Origin of the sequence: Limnohabitans sp. Hippo3, assembly GCF_003063665.1 — a bacterium.
In the GTDB taxonomy this organism is placed as follows: Bacteria; Pseudomonadota; Gammaproteobacteria; order Burkholderiales; family Burkholderiaceae_C; genus Limnohabitans_A.
Genome location: NZ_NESF01000004.1, coordinates 1 through 15,622, shown reverse-complemented (window position 1 = coordinate 15,622; position 15,622 = coordinate 1). Strand labels below are relative to the sequence as shown.

The window sequence follows — 15,622 nt, the reverse complement described above, 5'->3', positions numbered from 1 at the left end:
GATGGGGTACAACGCCGACCAGTGTCCGGCGCAATGGCTACAGCGGCCTGACAAGGGGGTGTTTGGACTCGCTCAGGCTTTTCAGCCCCGCACATCGGCCACGGGTTCGCGCCCGAAGTCGGGCCGGGCCAAAAAGCGCAGCACCTGCTCGGCGGCCTGTGCGGGCGAGCTGAGCTGGCCTTGGGCTTTGAGCTGCAAAAACTTCGACTGGTCCGGAAAAGCCTCGCCCGCCGCACCGCGCAGCTGCACCTGCATGTCGGTGTCGATCACGCCGGGGGCGAGCGAGCAGACTTTGGCACCGTTGGGGTGCAAGGCTTCGTCCAGCGCCAGGCAGCGGGTGAAATGGTCCATGCCCGCTTTGGCGGCGCAGTAACCCGCTTGCGAAGCCATTGGGTAACGGCCCAGGCCCGATGAAATGTTGAGCACTTTGCGGGGAACGGGCCAATCCTGCGTCGCCCCTAAAAACGCTGCACTCAGCGCCATGGGGGCTTCCAGGCCAACGCGCAGGGCCAAGGCCAGGTCTGCGGGCTGGGACTGGCGCAGCGGTGCGATGGGCGGGATGACGCCCGCGTTGTTGATCAGGCTCGCGCTGGCGAAATCCGCCGGGTTCTGGTTTCGCAGCCATTCGCGCAGGCGTTCGCTGGCGCCCTGGCCATCGGCCAGGTCGTGGGTCCATTGCGTGAGCGGCACATCCGCCTTTTGGGCGGCGGCAGCCAGATCGGGGTTGGCGTGGCGCGAGATGCACAGCAGGGCGTTGCCGCGCTGCAGCAGTTGTTCGGCCATGGCCAGGCCCATGCCGCGTGAAGCGCCTGTGAGGATATAGAGGTGTGAGGTCATAGGGGCCATGTTAGAGACTTTGGGCCGATCAGGCGGTGCCGCAGTTGACAAGGAGTGGGTCTGGGCTCAACCGCCTTGCGCTGCCCGGATCCGGTTGACCTGCAGGGGCGTGACTTCGCTGGCCTGGTTGCCCCAGCGGGTGCGCAGATGGGTCAGCACGGTCGCGATGTCGCGGTCGTCGAGCTCCAGCACCGCAGGCGGCATGCCAAAGGGGCGGGGGTGGCCTTGGGTGGCGGGGCCGTAGCCACCGTACAGCACCAGCTGCACCAGGTTGGTGGGGTCGTTCAGCAGCACGGCTCGGTTGCCCGCCAGGGCGGGGTAGGCCACCTCGCCCGATGCGGTTTTGACGCCCTCGCCCTGCTCGCCGTGGCATTGCAGGCATTGGTTTTCGTAGACCTTGGCGCCCTGCGTCGCCACTTGCAGGCTGATGCGGGCGGGTGGGGCCTTTGCAGTGGGCTGAGCCGTGCTTTGGGCACGGGACTGTAGGTACACGGCCATGGCCTGCAAGTCGGTCTCGTTCAGGTGCTGCAGGCTGTGCTGTACCACTTCGCCCATGGGGCCGCTGGTTTGGGCGGTGTTGGACGCGCCTGTGCGCAGCAGCCGCACGATCTCCGCCAGGGGTGTGCTGGCCATGCCGCTTTCGGTGTCGCGCGTCAGGTCAGGCGCGTACCAGTTCACCACGGGCATGAGGCCACCTGACAAATCGTTCACCGCGCCGCTGGCCCCCAGCGCATTGCGCGGGCTGTGGCAGGCGGCGCAGTGGCCCAGGCCTTGCACCAGGTAAGCGCCCCGGTTCCATTCGGCGGTTTGTGCTTTGTTGACCTGGAAGGGGCTGGGCTCAAAAAACAGGCTGCGCCAAACAGCCAGCGCGGGCTGCGTGCCCACGGGCCAAACCAGGTTGTGGGCCGGCTGGGCCTGCACCACCGGGGGCAGGGTGCGCAGCCAGGCAAAGATCGCATCGCTGTCCTGGCGCGTGATGACGCTGGTGTGGTTGTAGGGGAAAGCCGGGGCCAGCAAGCGCCCATCTTTGGAGCGACCCCGGTGCATGGCTTGCCAGAAGTCTTGGGCTGTCCATCGGCCCAGGCCCGTCTCGGGGTCTGGCGTGAGGTTGCTGCTGTAAACGCCGCCAAAGGGGGTGTCGATGCGGCGTCCACCCGCAAAAGGTGTGCCGCCCCGGGTCGTGTGGCAGGCCATGCAGTTGCCCGCCAGGGCCAGATAGCGGCCTTGTTCGATTTGGGCTTCGGTGGCTGGGGCTGTGAGGGCTGTGTTTGGGTATTTTGGCCCCAGCAGGTCGCCCCAGTTGTCCCACACCACACCCAGAGCCAGCACCAGCAGGCTGGTCAGCGTGACCCAGCCCAGGCGTTTGACCGGGTGCATTTTGAGCAAAGCGTTGGTCATGGTCGGCCCCTTGACTGGGCTGGGGCTGAGCGTGTGGCCGAGAGTTCAGGCGCACTGCCGCAACGCAGGGCTTCAGGCAAGGCGGGTCCGGCAGGTGGGCGTTCGGCCGGTCGTGTCTCGACAGGCAGCGGCTGGCGGGCCAGCCAGCTGGAGACGGCGATCAGGTCCTCAGAGGGCATGCGTTGGACGATCTCGGCCATGCAGTCGGGCGCGTGGGCACGGCGCTGTTTGGTTTGCCAGGCACCCAGCTGCGCGTTCAGGTAGTCTAGCGGCAAGCCCAGCAGCCCTGGCACGTTGGGTTGCACCCCGGTCAGGCGCACGCCGTGACATTGGGTGCAAGCGGGCAGGCCGCGTGTGGCGTCACCTTGCGTCACCAGTTGCTGGCCTTTGGCCAGGCGCTCGGGCGTGATGGTGTTGTTGGCCGTGGGGGCGGGGTAGGGCAATTTCAGTTCCGAAAAATATTGCGCCATCTCGCCCAGGTAGGCATCGGTCAAAGGGTCGACCATGCGGGCCATCAGTTCGTAATGGCGGCGGCCTTGCGCGAAATTGCGCAGCTGGTTGTGCAGGTAACCGGCCGGTTTGCCCGCCAGGCGGGGGTAATAACCATCGGGGCCTGCGCGGCCTTGCTCGCCGTGGCAAGCGGTGCAGGCGCGGGTGCGTTCGGCCATGTCGTCGGCAAAGCGTGCAGGGGTTTTGGCGCTGGCCAGGCCGACCGCGATGAGTCCTGTGGCACACCACAAGCCTTTGAAAAACCAGGCTTTGGCGGCTTGTAAACGGGTGTGGCTGGGGCCTGACAAATCGGCTGCGGCCCGGGGAATGGCGAAATTTTGGCGGTTCAAATACGTCCTCATCCGCTGAAGATAACCGAAGCGGCGACAATGTCGGGTTTTGCGCCGAAAGCCCCGTGGCCCCAGTGCGTTGTTTTTTCTTTTTCTGACCAAGCCATGTCCGATATCCAAGTCCGATTCGCCACCCTACAAGACGCCCCCGCCGTGGCCGCATTGCATGTGGGCGCCTGCCGCGCCGCCTACGCAGGCCAAGTGCCCGATGCCCATTGGGGCGCCACGCCCATGCCCAAACGCGTGTCGTTCTGGAAAGAGGCGATCGAGTACGGTGAGCCGCAAGTCATGGTGGCGGTCGATGGCCGCGAGATCGTGGGTTTTGTGGGCTTTGACCGCTCGCGCGACCCCAAGAGCAAAAACACCACGGGCGAGATCTGGGCCATCTACGCCGCGCCCGACCGCATTGGCCAAGGCATTGGCCTGGCCTTGTGGGACGCGGCCCGTGAAGGCCTGCAAGACGAAGACTGCACCGATGTGACGGTCTGGTTGCCGCTGCTGCACGAGCGCACCCTGCGCTTTCATGAGTTGGCGGGCTTCAAACGCGAGATGAACACCGCCCGCACCGTGCCGCTGGGCGGCGTGAAGGTCGAAGAAGTGCGCCTCAAGCGCAAGCTGGGCTGATGCCCCTGACACCTTCTGGGGCGCGCATCCTGCTGGCTCCCATGGAGGGGCTGCTGGACCACACCCTGCGCGACATGCTCACGCGGGTGGGCGGGGTGGATTTGTGCGTGTCCGAATTTATCCGTGTCACCAACACGGTGCTGCCGCGCCGCGCTTTCATTCGGGTCGCGCCAGAACTGCTCAATGGCAGCCGCACCGTGGCGGGCGTGCCTGTGCGGGTGCAGTTATTGGGGTCTGACCCCGATTATTTGGCGGCCAATGCCGCGGCTTTGGCCGAGCTGGCGCCCGCGGGCATTGATTTGAACTTTGGTTGCCCAGCCAAAACCGTGAACCAGCACCGCGGTGGTGCTGTGCTGCTGGACGAGCCCGAGCTGGTGGGCCAGATCGTGGCGGCGGTACGCCGGGCGGTGCCTGCGCACATCCCGGTCTCGGCCAAGATGCGGCTAGGTTACAACGACGACAGCCGCGCAGAAGAGTGTGCTTTGGCCATCGAAGCCGCAGGGGCCAGCGATTTGGTGGTGCATGCCCGCACCAAGGCCCATGGTTACCGCCCGCCTGCGTATTGGGAACGCATTGCCGATTTGCGCCAGCACGTGCGCGTGCCTTTGGTGGCCAATGGCGAAATCTGGACTTTGGCGGATGCCTTGCGTTGCCGAGAGGTGACCGGGTGTGAACGTCTGATGATCGGGCGCGGCATGGTGGCCGATCCGGGTCTGGCTTTGTCGATTGCACAGCACGACGCCATGGCCAGCGGCGCAGCATCAAGTGCCGTGACGTGGGTGCAGATTGTGGGTTTGATGCGGCTGTTCTGGCAGGGCATTGCCCTCCGGGTGGCGCCGCGCCACCGGGCCGGACGGCTCAAGCAATGGCTCAATTATTTGCGCCGGGTGTACCCGGAGGCCCAGGAAGCTTTTGATCAGCTGCGTTTGTTGCACGATCCGGTCAAGATCGACCAGTGGCTGGCCGCTCAGGCCTGAGGGTGCAGACTCAGGTGAGTGGCCACTTCGCTGCGTAACTGCTCCAGTTGAGGGGCCAGGCGGCTGTAAGCGGCGCGGATGTCGTTTGAGTCGCCATGCTTGCTCAGGTTTTCAACGCTGACCACCAGCTCCACCAGGCTGTCCACGCAAAACACCGGGGTGAAGCCTTTGAGCTGGTGCAACAGGCGGTTGACGCCGTGCATATCGTCTTTGTCCAGCATGGCCTGAATTTTGGGCAGGTCTTCGCCCAGGGTTTGGTGCAAGGTGTTCAGAAGTGACAAAACCCCGTTGGCGTCGCCAATGAATTCCATGGCCCGTTCGACGGACAGATAAACAGGGGCAGCAGCTTGGCTCATACAGGCAGGGGCGTATCCATAAAGGTTACAAATTGTAATAGACCTGATTCTAATCAAGCAAACCCGCCAAACCCGTCTCTGGCTCAAAGCGTTTGTTTTTGAACATCAGGCGGGTCGGGCCAGGAAACGCCGACTGCTGCACCGAGTGCCGGGGGTCACCGGGGTAACAAATGGTCCGGATACCGTCTTGTTCAAAAGGTTCGGGTTCCACCACGGGCGGCTGGCGGCTCTGGGCTTCGGCCAGCGCACTGTGGGTGTCCGTGTGCCTGGCCAACTGCACCAGACCCATGATCTGCGGCGGGGCCAACTCAATTTGGCGGTCCCAATACCGGATCAGTGCCTCGCGCGGGGTGATCCACAGGGTTTCGGTCGCCTCAAAGTTGTCGTGTTCGGCGGTTTGGCCTTCGGGCACGCGGGCCATGAAAAAACGGGTGTCAAAGCGTTTGTGGGTCACCGAGGCCTGCCGCGGCGTGATCCAGCGCGTCCAGGGCACCAGCGCGTCGGTGCGCAGGCGCAGCGACAGGCTTTGAAACGCCTCTGACCAGCTTTGGCCACTGGCCAAAGCGCTTTGCAGCGCGGACAGATCTTGCAAGTCCGTGCCGGTCTGTCCCAGCAGGATGCGGCACTCCTCAAAGGCCTCGCGAATGGCCGCTACAAACAGGCCCGCTGCACGCTCTGTGCTCAGTTCGGGCTCGGCCAGCCGCTGGTGCAAGGTGGACGGGTCTTGGCTGAGTTTGGTCAGCAAGGCCGGGCTTTGGTCGGCCAGGTCCAGTTTGCCACCTGGAAACACATGGGCACCGCCGAGCACGTTGGAGGCCTGGTGCCGCCTGAGCAGCAGCACTTGGAGGCCCTGCGCACTGTCGCGCAGCAAGACCACCGATGCGGAGTCCAGCGGCGGGGTGGTGATGATGTCGTGGTTCAGTTCCATGGCGCAGGTGTCAATCGTGCAACACAGCCTCGGGGCTGCTTGTTTTAAAGTCGGGCGAGTTTTCAGACAGCGGCCAGATTATCAGATGGTGTCGTCGTGCCCTGTCACCCATTCACACGCATTCAATCAAGGAAGACCACATGAGCATCGATTTCAAAGGCCGCGTCGCCATCGTCACGGGCGCAGGGGGCGGTTTGGGCAAGCAACACGCGCTGGCGTTGGCTGCACGCGGGGCCAAAGTGCTGGTCAATGACCTGGGCGGCGATGTGCACGGCGTGGGCGGCTCGGTGTCGGCCGCGCAGGCCGTGGTCGACGAAATCCGTGCGGCAGGTGGCGAGGCGATGGCCAACGGCGCATCGGTCACCGACTTTGAGGCCGTCAAAGCCATGGTCCAGCAGGCGGTGGACGCTTGGGGCCGGGTGGACATTCTGGTCAACAACGCGGGCATTTTGCGCGACAAGAGTTTTGCCAAGATGGAGCTGGCCGACTTCAAGCTGGTGATGGACGTGCACGTCATGGGTGCGGTGCACTGCACCAAGGCGGTGTGGCCCCTCATGCAGGCGCAAAACTACGGGCGCATCGTCATGACCACCTCGTCGAGCGGCCTGTACGGCAACTTCGGCCAGGCCAACTACGGTGCTGCCAAGATGGCGCTGGCGGGCTTGATGCAAACCCTGTCGATCGAGGGCGAGAAACACCACATCCGCGTGAACTGTCTGGCCCCCACCGCCGCCACCCGCATGACCGAAGGCCTGATGCCCGAGGCCGTGCTGCAAGCGCTGGACCCCAGCGCCGTGGTGCCCGCCATGCTGGTCATGGCCAGCGAGGACGCGCCCAACCGCACCATCATCTGCGCAGGTGCCGGCAGCTTCGAGGTGGCACACATCACCCTGACCCGGGGCGTGCACCTGGGCACAGGCCCGGACACCGCCGAGCGCCTGGCTGCAGCCATGGCGCAAGTCACCGACCGTCAAGGCGAGCTGGTGCCACGCTCGGGCTCAGAGCAGGGAGCGCTGGAAGTGGGCAAGGCGATGAAGGCGCATGGGGCTGGGTGAAATCAAACCCATCCCTGCCGCCACACGCTGTCGTCTTGCAGTTCACGCCACCGGATCACCTGCGTGGCCTTGGAGAACACCGCTTCGATTTCCACCGATTCAATCGGGTCGGTGGGCTGCTCAGGTTGAATCACCCGGTTGACCAAAAAGTGTTTTTGCTTGGCCACGGGTTTCACCGCTGTCCATTTGGTCAGCAGCATTTTTTTGGGGTTCAAGGGGTTCATGGGTGAAGGCCCTCAGGGCTTGTTCATCTCACGCCCTACCGCTTCGGCCAACTCAATCACCGCCATCGCGTAATAACTGCTCCAGTTGTAGCGTGTGATGGTGTAGAAGTTTTCGGTGCCCGCCACGTAGCTCGGGGCGTTGGGGCCGTTGCGCAGCTCGATCAGGGCCAGTGGCCCGGTGTGGTTGAGGGCTGCGCCTTCGAGGGCCGCACCTTTGGCCACAAAACTCGCCACGCTGAAGGTGGGCAGGATGTCGGGGGCCATCAGGGTGTCCATGTCGGTCTGGCCCGGGGTCAAGGTGACGGGGTAATGCGTGGGCATGCCCGTGCGCCATTGGAAGGCCTTGAAGTAATTGGCCACCGAGCCGATGGCGTCTGCAGGACTGCCGAACAGGTCGATGCGGCCATCGCCATCAAAATCCACCGCAAATTTGGCCCAGCTCGAGGGCATGAACTGCGGCAAACCCAAAGCCCCGGCGTAGCTGCCGCGGATGGCCAGTGGGTCTGCGCCGCTGCGCGAAGTCAGCAACAAGAACTGCTCGAGCTCGCTGCGAAAGAAGGCTTGGCGGTCTGCGGCTCGGGGGTGGGCCAGCGGGAAATGAAAGGCCAGTGTGCCCAAGGCGTCCACCACGCGGAAGTTGCCTGTGTTTTGACCGTAAAGCGTTTCCACGCCAATGATGCCGACGATGATGGCCGCAGGCACGCCGTACTCCCGCTCGGCCCGCGCCAAGGTGGCCTGGTGTTGACGCCAGAAACGCTGTCCGGCCTGGATGCGCACGGGCTCGATGAAGCGGGCTCGGTAAGCACCCCAGTCTTTGGCCACGGGGCTGGCCGGGGGCAAGACCAGTTTTTCCACCACAGGCAAGCGTTGGGCTTGGACCAGGGTTTGCTGAACCCAAGCCGGGTCGAGTTGCAGGCGCGTGGCGGCATCTTGTGCCCAGAGGGCGACCTCGGGGTTTTCGGTCAGGGGCACGCCGACCGTGGCCGCAGTTTTACGGGCCAGGCGCTGGCGCTGGGTGGTGGATGGGGGCTTGGCTTGGGTGTTTTTCTTTTTGGCTTTGGTGCCCGCTTGACGGACAGGCTTGTCGGGTGAATTTTTGGCGCTTTGTGCTTGCGCCTCGCCCAGCCATGCCAAAGGCAGCATGAGACAAAACAAGAGGGTCAAAACCGCGTGGAGGTGGTGCCGCGGGGGCTTTTTCGAGGGGTGAGGGAGAAAAATCATGCGGTGCCCAGTTTAATGGAGCCCGCGCAGGCCATCGAGCGATGCGTGGCGTGGGCGTGATAAGCTGAAACCTGCAAATTTGAAGTTCTCAAGAAAACCAACAGCACCAGCCCCTGGCTGGTATGCAGGAAGACAAGCCGTATGGGCGCGACAGGTTATTTCACACACCCCACCTGCTGGAAACACGAGATGGGCGCAGGGCACCCCGAATGCCCGGAGCGCCTCGGCGCCATCGAAGACCGCTTGCTGATCACCGGGCTGGACATGGCCTTGCAACGCCGAGAGCCCACCCCAGCGGCCCTGGCCGACATTGAACTGGCCCATGGCCGCATGCATGTCGCTGCGCTGCGCGGCTTGGGCGATGTGCTGCGCGAAGACATGGCCGCAGGCGGACCCACGCACACCGCCTTAGACCCGGACACCCTGATCAACACCCACACCTGGGACGCGGCTTTGTTGTCGGCAGGCGCAGCCATCGATGCCACCGACGCCGTTTTGGCGGGCGAACTGGAGAACGCGTTTTGCGCCGTGCGCCCCCCGGGGCACCATGCTTGCCGAGACAAGGCCATGGGTTTTTGTTTTTTCAACAACGTGGCCATTGCAGCCAAATATGCGCTGGAGCGCCATGGCCTGCAGCGTGTCGCGATCGTGGACTTCGATGTGCACCACGGCAATGGCACAGAGGACATCGTGGCGGGCGACGAGCGCATCTTGATGGTGAGCTTTTTCCAGCACCCGTTTTACCCGGAAGGCGGCTCGACATCGAATGCGGCCAATCTGGTCAACCTGCCTGTGCCCGCTTACACCAAGGGCATGGACATCCGCGAGTTGATCGACATGATGTGGCTGCCGCGCCTGGAGGCGCACAAGCCCCAGCTGATCTTCATCAGTGCGGGGTTTGATGCCCACCGCGAAGACGACATGGGCCAGATGGGCTTGGTGGAACAGGACTACGCCTGGATCACCCACCGCATCAAGGAAGTGGCGCAGCGCCATGCCAAAGGCCGCATTGTGAGTTGCCTGGAAGGCGGCTACAACCTCAGCGCTTTGGGTCGCAGTGTGGAAGCGCACTTGCGCGTCTTGGCCGACGTTTGACAAGGGCTGGGGGTGAGGGTTTGGCACAATCGAAGCCATGACCGATTCAAACACTCCCAATGTTCACGATTTGCTGCTACACGAGCGCGATGCGCGTGGTGTGCACCGCCTGACGCTGAACAACCCTGGCAGCTTCAATACCTTGAGCGAGGCGATGCTGACCGCTTTGCAAAAAGCCCTGGATGCCATCGCGCAGGACGAGCAGGCCCGTGTGGTGGTGCTGGGGGCTGCAGGCAAGGCTTTTTGTGCCGGGCATAACCTGAAAGAAATGCGGGCACAGCCTGAATTGGCTTATTACCAAAAGCTGTTTGCCCAGTGCACGCGCATGATGCTGGCCATTCAGAAGCTGCCTGTGCCAGTGGTCGCCCGCGTGCAAGGGCTGGCCACTGCAGCGGGTTGCCAGCTGGTGGCGCAGTGTGATCTGGCGGTGTCGTTGGACAGTGCCACCTTCGGCGTCAATGGCATCGACGTGGGCCTCTTTTGTGCCACGCCCAGTGTGCCGCTGGTGCGCAACATGCACGCCAAGCAGGCCATGGAAATGCTGCTCACAGGGGGCTTCATTTCGGCGGCCGAGGCGCAAAGCCGGGGCTTGGTGAACCGCGTGTGTGCAGCGTCAGAGCTGGACGCTCAGATCGATGCGTTGGTGGAGGCCGTCTTGGCCAAACCGCGTGAAGCGGTGCGTTTGGGCAAGGCCCTGTTTTACCAACAACGCGAAATGGGCATTGAAGCCGCTTACCAGCTGGCGGGCCAAACCATGGCCTGCAACATGATGAACGATGTGGCACAAGAGGGCGTGTTGGCCTTCATCGAGAAAAGGAATCCCTCATGGCGGGCGTGAGCAACACGGCGGTGCTCGATCCGATGAGTCTGGTGGTCGCATTGGCGCGGCCCGAATCCCTGATGGCTTTGGGCGCTTTTGCCGCTTGCCTGGTGCTGGCCTGGCTGATGGTCTGGGGTGTGCGCCGGATTTTCAACGGTGAGGAACTGGCCATTTTGCTGGGTCACAAACTGATCGACGGGGTGCTTTTTCCAGTGCTGCTGCTCGGCCTGACTTTTGTGGCGCGCATTGTGTTGACCCAGCACCAGCCTGCGCCGATGTTTGCTGTCTTGTTGCCCGTGTGCATTTCGTTGGTGGTGATCCGCTTGGGCGTGAAAGTGCTGCAGGTGGCGTTTTCCAATGCGCCTTTTGTGCGGGTGCTGGAGCGCACGATTTCCTGGCTGGCCTGGGGCGCGGTGGTGCTTTGGGTCACGGGTATTTTGCCGCTGATGCTCCATGAACTGGACCAGATCAGCTGGAAAATCGGCGGCAGCGTGTTGTCGGTGCGCACCTTGATCGAGGGGGCGCTCACGGCCGGGGCGGTGCTGATTGTGGCGCTGTGGGTGTCAGCGGCCATCGAGGCGCGTTTGCTCAAATCGGCCACGGGCAGTGATCTGTCGCTGCGCAAGGTCATCAGCAACACGGTGCGGGCTTTGCTCATGTTCGTGGGTTTGTTGATGGCGCTTTCTGCGGTGGGCATTGACCTGACGGCTTTGTCGGTGCTGGGCGGCGCGGTGGGCGTGGGCATCGGCTTTGGCCTGCAAAAGCTGGCTTCCAATTACGTCAGCGGTTTTGTCATCCTGGCCGAGCGCAGCATGCGCATCGGGGACATGGTGCTGGTGGACGGTTTTGAGGGGCGCATCGTCGACATCAAGGCGCGTTATACCGTGATCCGCGCTTTCAATGGCCGCGAATCCATCGTGCCCAATGAGTTTCTGATCATTAGCCGGGTGGAGAACTTCACCTTGATGGACCCCAAGCTGTCGCAGACCACCATCGTATCGGTGGCCTATGACAGCGATGTGGACTTGGTGCGGCGACTCTTGATTGAAGCCTGCGCGAGCCAGGAGCGGGTGCTCAAAGACCCCGCCCCAAATGCTTTTCTGAGCCAGTTCGGCGCTGACGGTCTGGAGTTCACCGTGAGTTACTGGATAGCCGACCCGGAAAACGGCCAATTGGCCTTGCGCTCGACCATCAATATGCTGATTTTGGCCGCGCTGCGCGAGCACAAGATCGAGATCCCATACCCGCAGCGGGTGATGCACATGGTCAGTCCATCATCGAAGGCAGCCACAGACTGATGGCCGGAAAGGCCAGCAAGATGGCCAAGGTGATGACCAGCACCAGCACCATCGGCCAGACGCCACGGAAGATGGTGCCCAAGCCTACACTGGGCAGCAAGGTGTTGAGCACAAACAGGTTCATGCCCACGGGTGGTGAGATCAGGCCGATCTGAATCACCATCACGATCAGCACACCAAACCAGACCGGGTCAAACCCCAGCTGCACCACAATCGGAAAGAACAGCGGAATGGTCAGCAAGACCATGGTGAGCTCTTCCATGACGGTGCCCAGCAGCACATAAATCAGCATCATGGCTGCCACGATCATGATGGGCGACAGGCCCAGGCCGGTGATCCAGTCTTTGAGCTCAAATGGCAAGCTGGTGTAGTTGACGAAGTTGGCAAAGATCGTGGCTGCAATGAGCAAGGTGAACAACATGGCCGTTGTGCGTGCCGACTCCACCAGCACCTGCACCAGAACTTTCCATGTCAATGCCTTGCGAGCCAAGGCGAAGAAAAATGCACCAGTAGCCCCCATGCCTGCGCCTTCGGTTGCGGTGAAAAATCCGCCATAAATGCCACCCAGCACCAGCACCACCAAAAGCAGCACGCCCCAGATGCCACGCACCGCTTTGAACCGTTCACGCCAGCTGAATTTCTCGCCAGCGGGTGCATGTTCCGGGTCGTGCCAGGTCATCAGCACCACCGCCAGCATCATCAGGCAGGCCGTCAAAATACCGGGCAACACCCCTGCCGCAAACAGTTTGCCAATGTGGGTTTCGGTGATGATGCCGTAGATCACCAAAATGGTGGAGGGTGGAATCATGATGCCCAAGGTACCGCCCGCTGCGATCACGCCCGTTGACATCGCATCGCTGTAACCCAGTTTTTTCATCGATGGGTAAGCCACTTTGCTCATGGTGGCAGCGGTGGCAATCGATGAGCCACAAATCGCCCCAAAACCTGCGCAAGCGGCAATGGTCGCATGCGCCAGTCCGCCCTTGCGGTGCCCGATGAAGGTGTAGGCCGCATGGAACAATTCATGCGCGAGACCCGCCCGTGCCACAAAATTGCCCATCAAGATGAACAGGGGAATCACCGACAAGGTGTAGGCAAAACCGGTCTCATGAACCACTTGCGCGGTGCTCGCCATGGCGGGCAACCAGCCACGTGTCAGACCAATGCCCACGACGCCCACCAGGCCCATGGAAAAAGCCAAGGGCATGCGCAACAGGGCCATCACGAAGATGGCCAAAAAACCCAACAAAGCTTCTGTCACAGCGTGCCTCCTTCGGAGGCGGTCTCGTCGTCTGATCTAAACGCTTTGACCAGGTGCACCAGACCCGTCAGGCCGCACAACACCCCCATGCCTTGGATGAAAGGTGCTTTGGTGATTTTCAGTTGGGCCGTGGTTTCGCCGGTGACCGCGAATTCCCCACCTGTCTGCCACATCAAATACGCCAGTCCGAACAGCAAGGCGGCGCAAACCAGGTGAACCAGGCCTTGCTGAAATTTTCTGACCAGATGCGGCAGCACCGCGTCCAGTGAGTCAAAAACCACATGCTCGCCTTTGAGAGAGACCAAGGGCAGAGCCCCAAAAATGACCACCACCATCAGCAACTCGGTCAACTCCAAAGAACCGGTGATGGAGTGGGAGAGCATTTTACGCCCCGAGACATCCAGAAAAGTCAGCACCATGATGGCGAACAAGGCCAGTCCTGAAAGTGTTCCACAGAGGATTTCGAGAATTTTTTTCAACTTGTTACCCATAAAAAAACGGTATTTGCTGAGGGGCAAATACCGCTGGTGGTCCCCACACCCCGGGTGATTTCCCCAGGGCATTAAAGATCACTTTTGCTTTTGCAGCTTTGCGATTTCAGCGCGGAATTCAGACAAAGTGCCCGAAGGGTCCTTCAGTCCTTTGGCTTTGGCCGCTTGGGCCCAGTCCCGCTCCAGTTTGTTCACGCGAACGGTGACACCACTGACAAAGTTGTTGTCGGCCTTGATGACTTTCACGCCGTTTTTCTGCATATTGCTCAAGGCCAGATCGTCCACGCGGTCCCAGGCTTTGCCAAAGCGTCGCGCAACGGCTTCACCGGACAACTCGTCCACCACTTTTTTGTCGTCCGCCGACAGACTGTTGTACTTGGCCGGGTTCATCATGAAGACGAAGCTGGTGTTGTACAGACCGCCTGGGAACTGGGTGGCGTGTTTGATGATCTTGTCAATTTTGAAAGAGTCTGTGGACTCTGCCGGGAACAAGGTGCCATCCATCACGCCGCTTGACAAGAGCTCGAAAGATTCCGGTGCGGGCTTGAGGGTCACGTTCATGTCTAGCGTTTTCGAGATCTCGTTGACCATGCCGCCGCCAACCCTGAACTTCAAGCCCGAGAGGTCTTCTACGCGGGTGATCGGTTTTTTGGTGTTGAATACGATGCCTGGGCCGTGGGTGAAATAACCCAAGACTTTCACGCCTTGGTGTTCGGCAGCGAATTCGGGGTATTTGCTTGCGATGCGGTGAAATGCCACCGACAGAGGTTCAGCGCGGTCGCCCAGAAATGGGAATTCGGCCATCTGGGTCAGCACAAAACGTCCGGGGGTGTAGCCGTGAACGGTGAAAGACACATCCACCAGGCCGTTCCTGACCGCGTCGTAAGTGCCGGGTGCAGGCGTTACAGCGCGGGGCAGGATGTTGCAGCGCACGCGGTTGGATGTTTTTGCGGCCAAGTCGTCGCACCATTCTTTTTGGGACATCGACAGCCCGTGTGTGGGAGGGACCCAGCTGGATACGGTCAAGACGGTTTGAGCTTGAGCCAAGCCAGTGAAGCTGGCCAAGGCAACGACAGCCACGGAAATCAAAGTTTTCTTCATCCAATTGCCCCATTGATTTGGTTACAAAACATAATCGTAATATTGAACGATCATCATGAAAATTAATGTTAACCCTGATTTGCCTACCGATTGGTCGGTGAATTCCCGGGGGTAGGATAGACAGATGATCAATATGGTTTTCAAAAAACCGGTCTAAAATACGAACGGTCGTGCTTTTTTGAGAAATGTGCGGTGCTTGTTTGGTGGTTTTGATGCACAATTGACGTTTACGTAACGTCAATGACATCGTGGCGTTGACAGGTGCTTGGGTTTTGATATCAATGGAGAAGCTTTCATGAAAATTCTCGTTCCCGTCAAGCGGGTGGTGGACTACAACGTCAAGGTCCGTGTCAAGTCCGATGGTTCGGGCGTGGACATTGCCAACGTCAAGATGAGCATGAACCCCTTTGACGAGATTGCCGTTGAAGAAGCCGTGCGCCTGAAAGAAAAAGGGCTGGCCACCGAAGTGATCGCCGTCTCTTGCGGCGTGACCCAGTGCCAGGAAACTCTGCGCACCGCCATGGCCATTGGTGCTGACCGCGGCATCCTGGTCGAGACCCCCGCTGACTTGGACCTGCAGCCCCTGGCCGTGGCCAAGCTGCTCAAGGCCCTGGTGGACAAAGAGCAACCCAGCCTGATCATCCTGGGCAAGCAAGCCATTGACGACGACTGCAACCAGACCGGTCAGATGCTGGCCGCATTGGCCGACCTGCCCCAAGCCACCTTCGCCTCCAAGGTCGAGATCGTGGACGGCAAAGCGCAAGTGACCCGCGAGATCGACGGCGGCCTGGAAGTGCTCAGCATCAGCCTGCCTGCGGTGGTCACCACCGACCTGCGCCTGAACGAGCCGCGCTACGTGACGCTGCCCAACATCATGAAGGCCAAGAAAAAGCAGCTCGACACCTTCAAGCCGGAAGACCTGGGCGTCGATGTGGCCCCCCGCATCAAGACCCTCAAGGTGGCAGAACCCGCCAAGCGCAGCGCCGGCATCAAGGTGCCTGACGTCGCCACGCTGGTGGACAAGCTGAAAAACGTGGCCAAAGTGATCTGAGGCACTTTGTGGGAGGCCGCCCCCGCGGCCGAATGGCGATGAACAG

General features: G+C 61.4%; 17 protein-coding genes. 7 read left to right on the top strand and 10 right to left on the bottom strand.

The window, feature by feature from the left end:
- Positions 1 to 81: 81 nt before the first annotated feature.
- The 3 genes from B9Z34_RS06915 to B9Z34_RS06905 all read right to left on the bottom strand — a co-directional run bounded on the left by B9Z34_RS06915 (position 82) and on the right by B9Z34_RS06905 (position 2,903).
- Positions 82 to 837 (bottom strand): SDR family NAD(P)-dependent oxidoreductase, encoded by a 756-nt coding sequence (locus tag B9Z34_RS06915; protein WP_108427386.1) that lies wholly within the window; start codon positions 835 to 837, stop codon positions 82 to 84.
- 66 nt (positions 838 to 903) lie between these two features.
- Positions 904 to 2,235, bottom strand: a complete 1,332-nt coding sequence (locus tag B9Z34_RS06910) for a c-type cytochrome (RefSeq protein ID WP_233249471.1) — start codon at positions 2,233 to 2,235, stop codon at positions 904 to 906.
- The gene (locus B9Z34_RS06905; protein WP_233249486.1) at positions 2,232 to 2,903 is read right to left on the bottom strand and encodes a c-type cytochrome; all 672 of its coding nucleotides are present in this window, start codon (positions 2,901 to 2,903) and stop codon (positions 2,232 to 2,234) included. Before B9Z34_RS06905 ends, B9Z34_RS06910 begins: the two co-directional genes overlap by 4 nt.
- Positions 2,904 to 3,179: 276 nt before the next feature.
- Between B9Z34_RS06905 and B9Z34_RS06900 the strand changes: the two genes are divergently transcribed.
- Both B9Z34_RS06900 and B9Z34_RS06895 read left to right on the top strand, forming a co-directional pair.
- Entirely contained in the window at positions 3,180 to 3,698 is a 519-nt protein-coding gene (locus tag B9Z34_RS06900; protein ID WP_108427498.1) for a GNAT family N-acetyltransferase, read from the top strand.
- The gene (locus tag B9Z34_RS06895) at positions 3,698 to 4,675 is read left to right on the top strand and encodes a tRNA-dihydrouridine synthase (RefSeq protein ID WP_108427384.1); all 978 of its coding nucleotides are present in this window, start codon (positions 3,698 to 3,700) and stop codon (positions 4,673 to 4,675) included. The genes B9Z34_RS06900 and B9Z34_RS06895 overlap by 1 nt, the downstream gene beginning before the upstream one ends.
- On the opposite strand, the gene B9Z34_RS06890 is transcribed toward B9Z34_RS06895, so the two are convergent.
- Positions 4,666 to 5,031, bottom strand: a complete 366-nt coding sequence (locus B9Z34_RS06890; RefSeq protein WP_233249470.1) for an Hpt domain-containing protein — start codon at positions 5,029 to 5,031, stop codon at positions 4,666 to 4,668. The genes B9Z34_RS06895 and B9Z34_RS06890 overlap by 10 nt on opposite strands.
- A gap of 49 nt (positions 5,032 to 5,080) precedes the next feature.
- Positions 5,081 to 5,959 (bottom strand): NUDIX hydrolase, encoded by an 879-nt coding sequence (locus B9Z34_RS06885; protein WP_108427383.1) that lies wholly within the window; start codon positions 5,957 to 5,959, stop codon positions 5,081 to 5,083.
- A gap of 140 nt (positions 5,960 to 6,099) precedes the next feature.
- Here B9Z34_RS06885 and B9Z34_RS06880 point away from each other — a divergent pair, with 140 nt between their 5' ends.
- Positions 6,100 to 7,014, top strand: coding sequence for an SDR family NAD(P)-dependent oxidoreductase (locus tag B9Z34_RS06880; protein WP_108427382.1), 915 nt, complete (start codon positions 6,100 to 6,102; stop codon positions 7,012 to 7,014).
- 2 nt (positions 7,015 to 7,016) lie between these two features.
- Here B9Z34_RS06880 and B9Z34_RS06875 read toward each other — a convergent pair whose 3' ends face one another.
- Entirely contained in the window at positions 7,017 to 7,238 is a 222-nt protein-coding gene (locus B9Z34_RS06875) for a TIGR02450 family Trp-rich protein (RefSeq protein ID WP_108427381.1), read from the bottom strand.
- Positions 7,239 to 7,250: 12 nt separating this feature from the next.
- Positions 7,251 to 8,381 (bottom strand): lytic murein transglycosylase B, encoded by a 1,131-nt coding sequence (mltB, locus tag B9Z34_RS06870; RefSeq protein ID WP_233249468.1) that lies wholly within the window; start codon positions 8,379 to 8,381, stop codon positions 7,251 to 7,253.
- 219 nt (positions 8,382 to 8,600) lie between these two features.
- Between mltB and B9Z34_RS06865 the strand changes: the two genes are divergently transcribed.
- Genes B9Z34_RS06865 through B9Z34_RS06855 form a run of 3 tightly spaced genes read left to right on the top strand, consistent with a single transcriptional unit; the run spans position 8,601 to position 11,672 of the window.
- Positions 8,601 to 9,554: a histone deacetylase family protein gene (locus B9Z34_RS06865; RefSeq protein ID WP_108427380.1), complete on the top strand. Its 954-nt coding sequence runs from the start codon at positions 8,601 to 8,603 to the stop codon at positions 9,552 to 9,554.
- 37 nt (positions 9,555 to 9,591) lie between these two features.
- Entirely contained in the window at positions 9,592 to 10,392 is an 801-nt protein-coding gene (locus tag B9Z34_RS06860) for an enoyl-CoA hydratase (RefSeq protein ID WP_108427379.1), read from the top strand.
- The gene (locus B9Z34_RS06855) at positions 10,380 to 11,672 is read left to right on the top strand and encodes a mechanosensitive ion channel family protein (protein ID WP_108427378.1); all 1,293 of its coding nucleotides are present in this window, start codon (positions 10,380 to 10,382) and stop codon (positions 11,670 to 11,672) included. Before B9Z34_RS06860 ends, B9Z34_RS06855 begins: the two co-directional genes overlap by 13 nt.
- Here B9Z34_RS06855 and B9Z34_RS06850 read toward each other — a convergent pair.
- From B9Z34_RS06850 to B9Z34_RS06840, 3 genes are all read right to left on the bottom strand, one after another.
- The gene (locus B9Z34_RS06850) at positions 11,641 to 12,933 is read right to left on the bottom strand and encodes a TRAP transporter large permease (RefSeq protein ID WP_108427377.1); all 1,293 of its coding nucleotides are present in this window, start codon (positions 12,931 to 12,933) and stop codon (positions 11,641 to 11,643) included. The genes B9Z34_RS06855 and B9Z34_RS06850 overlap by 32 nt on opposite strands.
- Positions 12,930 to 13,364 carry a TRAP transporter small permease gene (locus B9Z34_RS06845; RefSeq protein WP_233249466.1) on the bottom strand — a complete coding sequence of 145 codons (435 nt, stop codon included), beginning with the start codon at positions 13,362 to 13,364 and terminating at the stop codon, positions 12,930 to 12,932. The genes B9Z34_RS06850 and B9Z34_RS06845 overlap by 4 nt, the downstream gene beginning before the upstream one ends.
- Positions 13,365 to 13,502: 138 nt before the next feature.
- Positions 13,503 to 14,525, bottom strand: coding sequence for a TRAP transporter substrate-binding protein (locus B9Z34_RS06840; RefSeq protein ID WP_108427375.1), 1,023 nt, complete (start codon positions 14,523 to 14,525; stop codon positions 13,503 to 13,505).
- A 295-nt stretch (positions 14,526 to 14,820) separates the two neighbouring features.
- Here B9Z34_RS06840 and B9Z34_RS06835 point away from each other — a divergent pair, with 295 nt between their 5' ends.
- A complete protein-coding gene (locus B9Z34_RS06835) occupies positions 14,821 to 15,576 on the top strand; it encodes an electron transfer flavoprotein subunit beta/FixA family protein (protein ID WP_108427374.1) in 756 nt (251 codons plus the stop codon).
- The last annotated feature ends 46 nt before the right edge of the window (positions 15,577 to 15,622 follow it).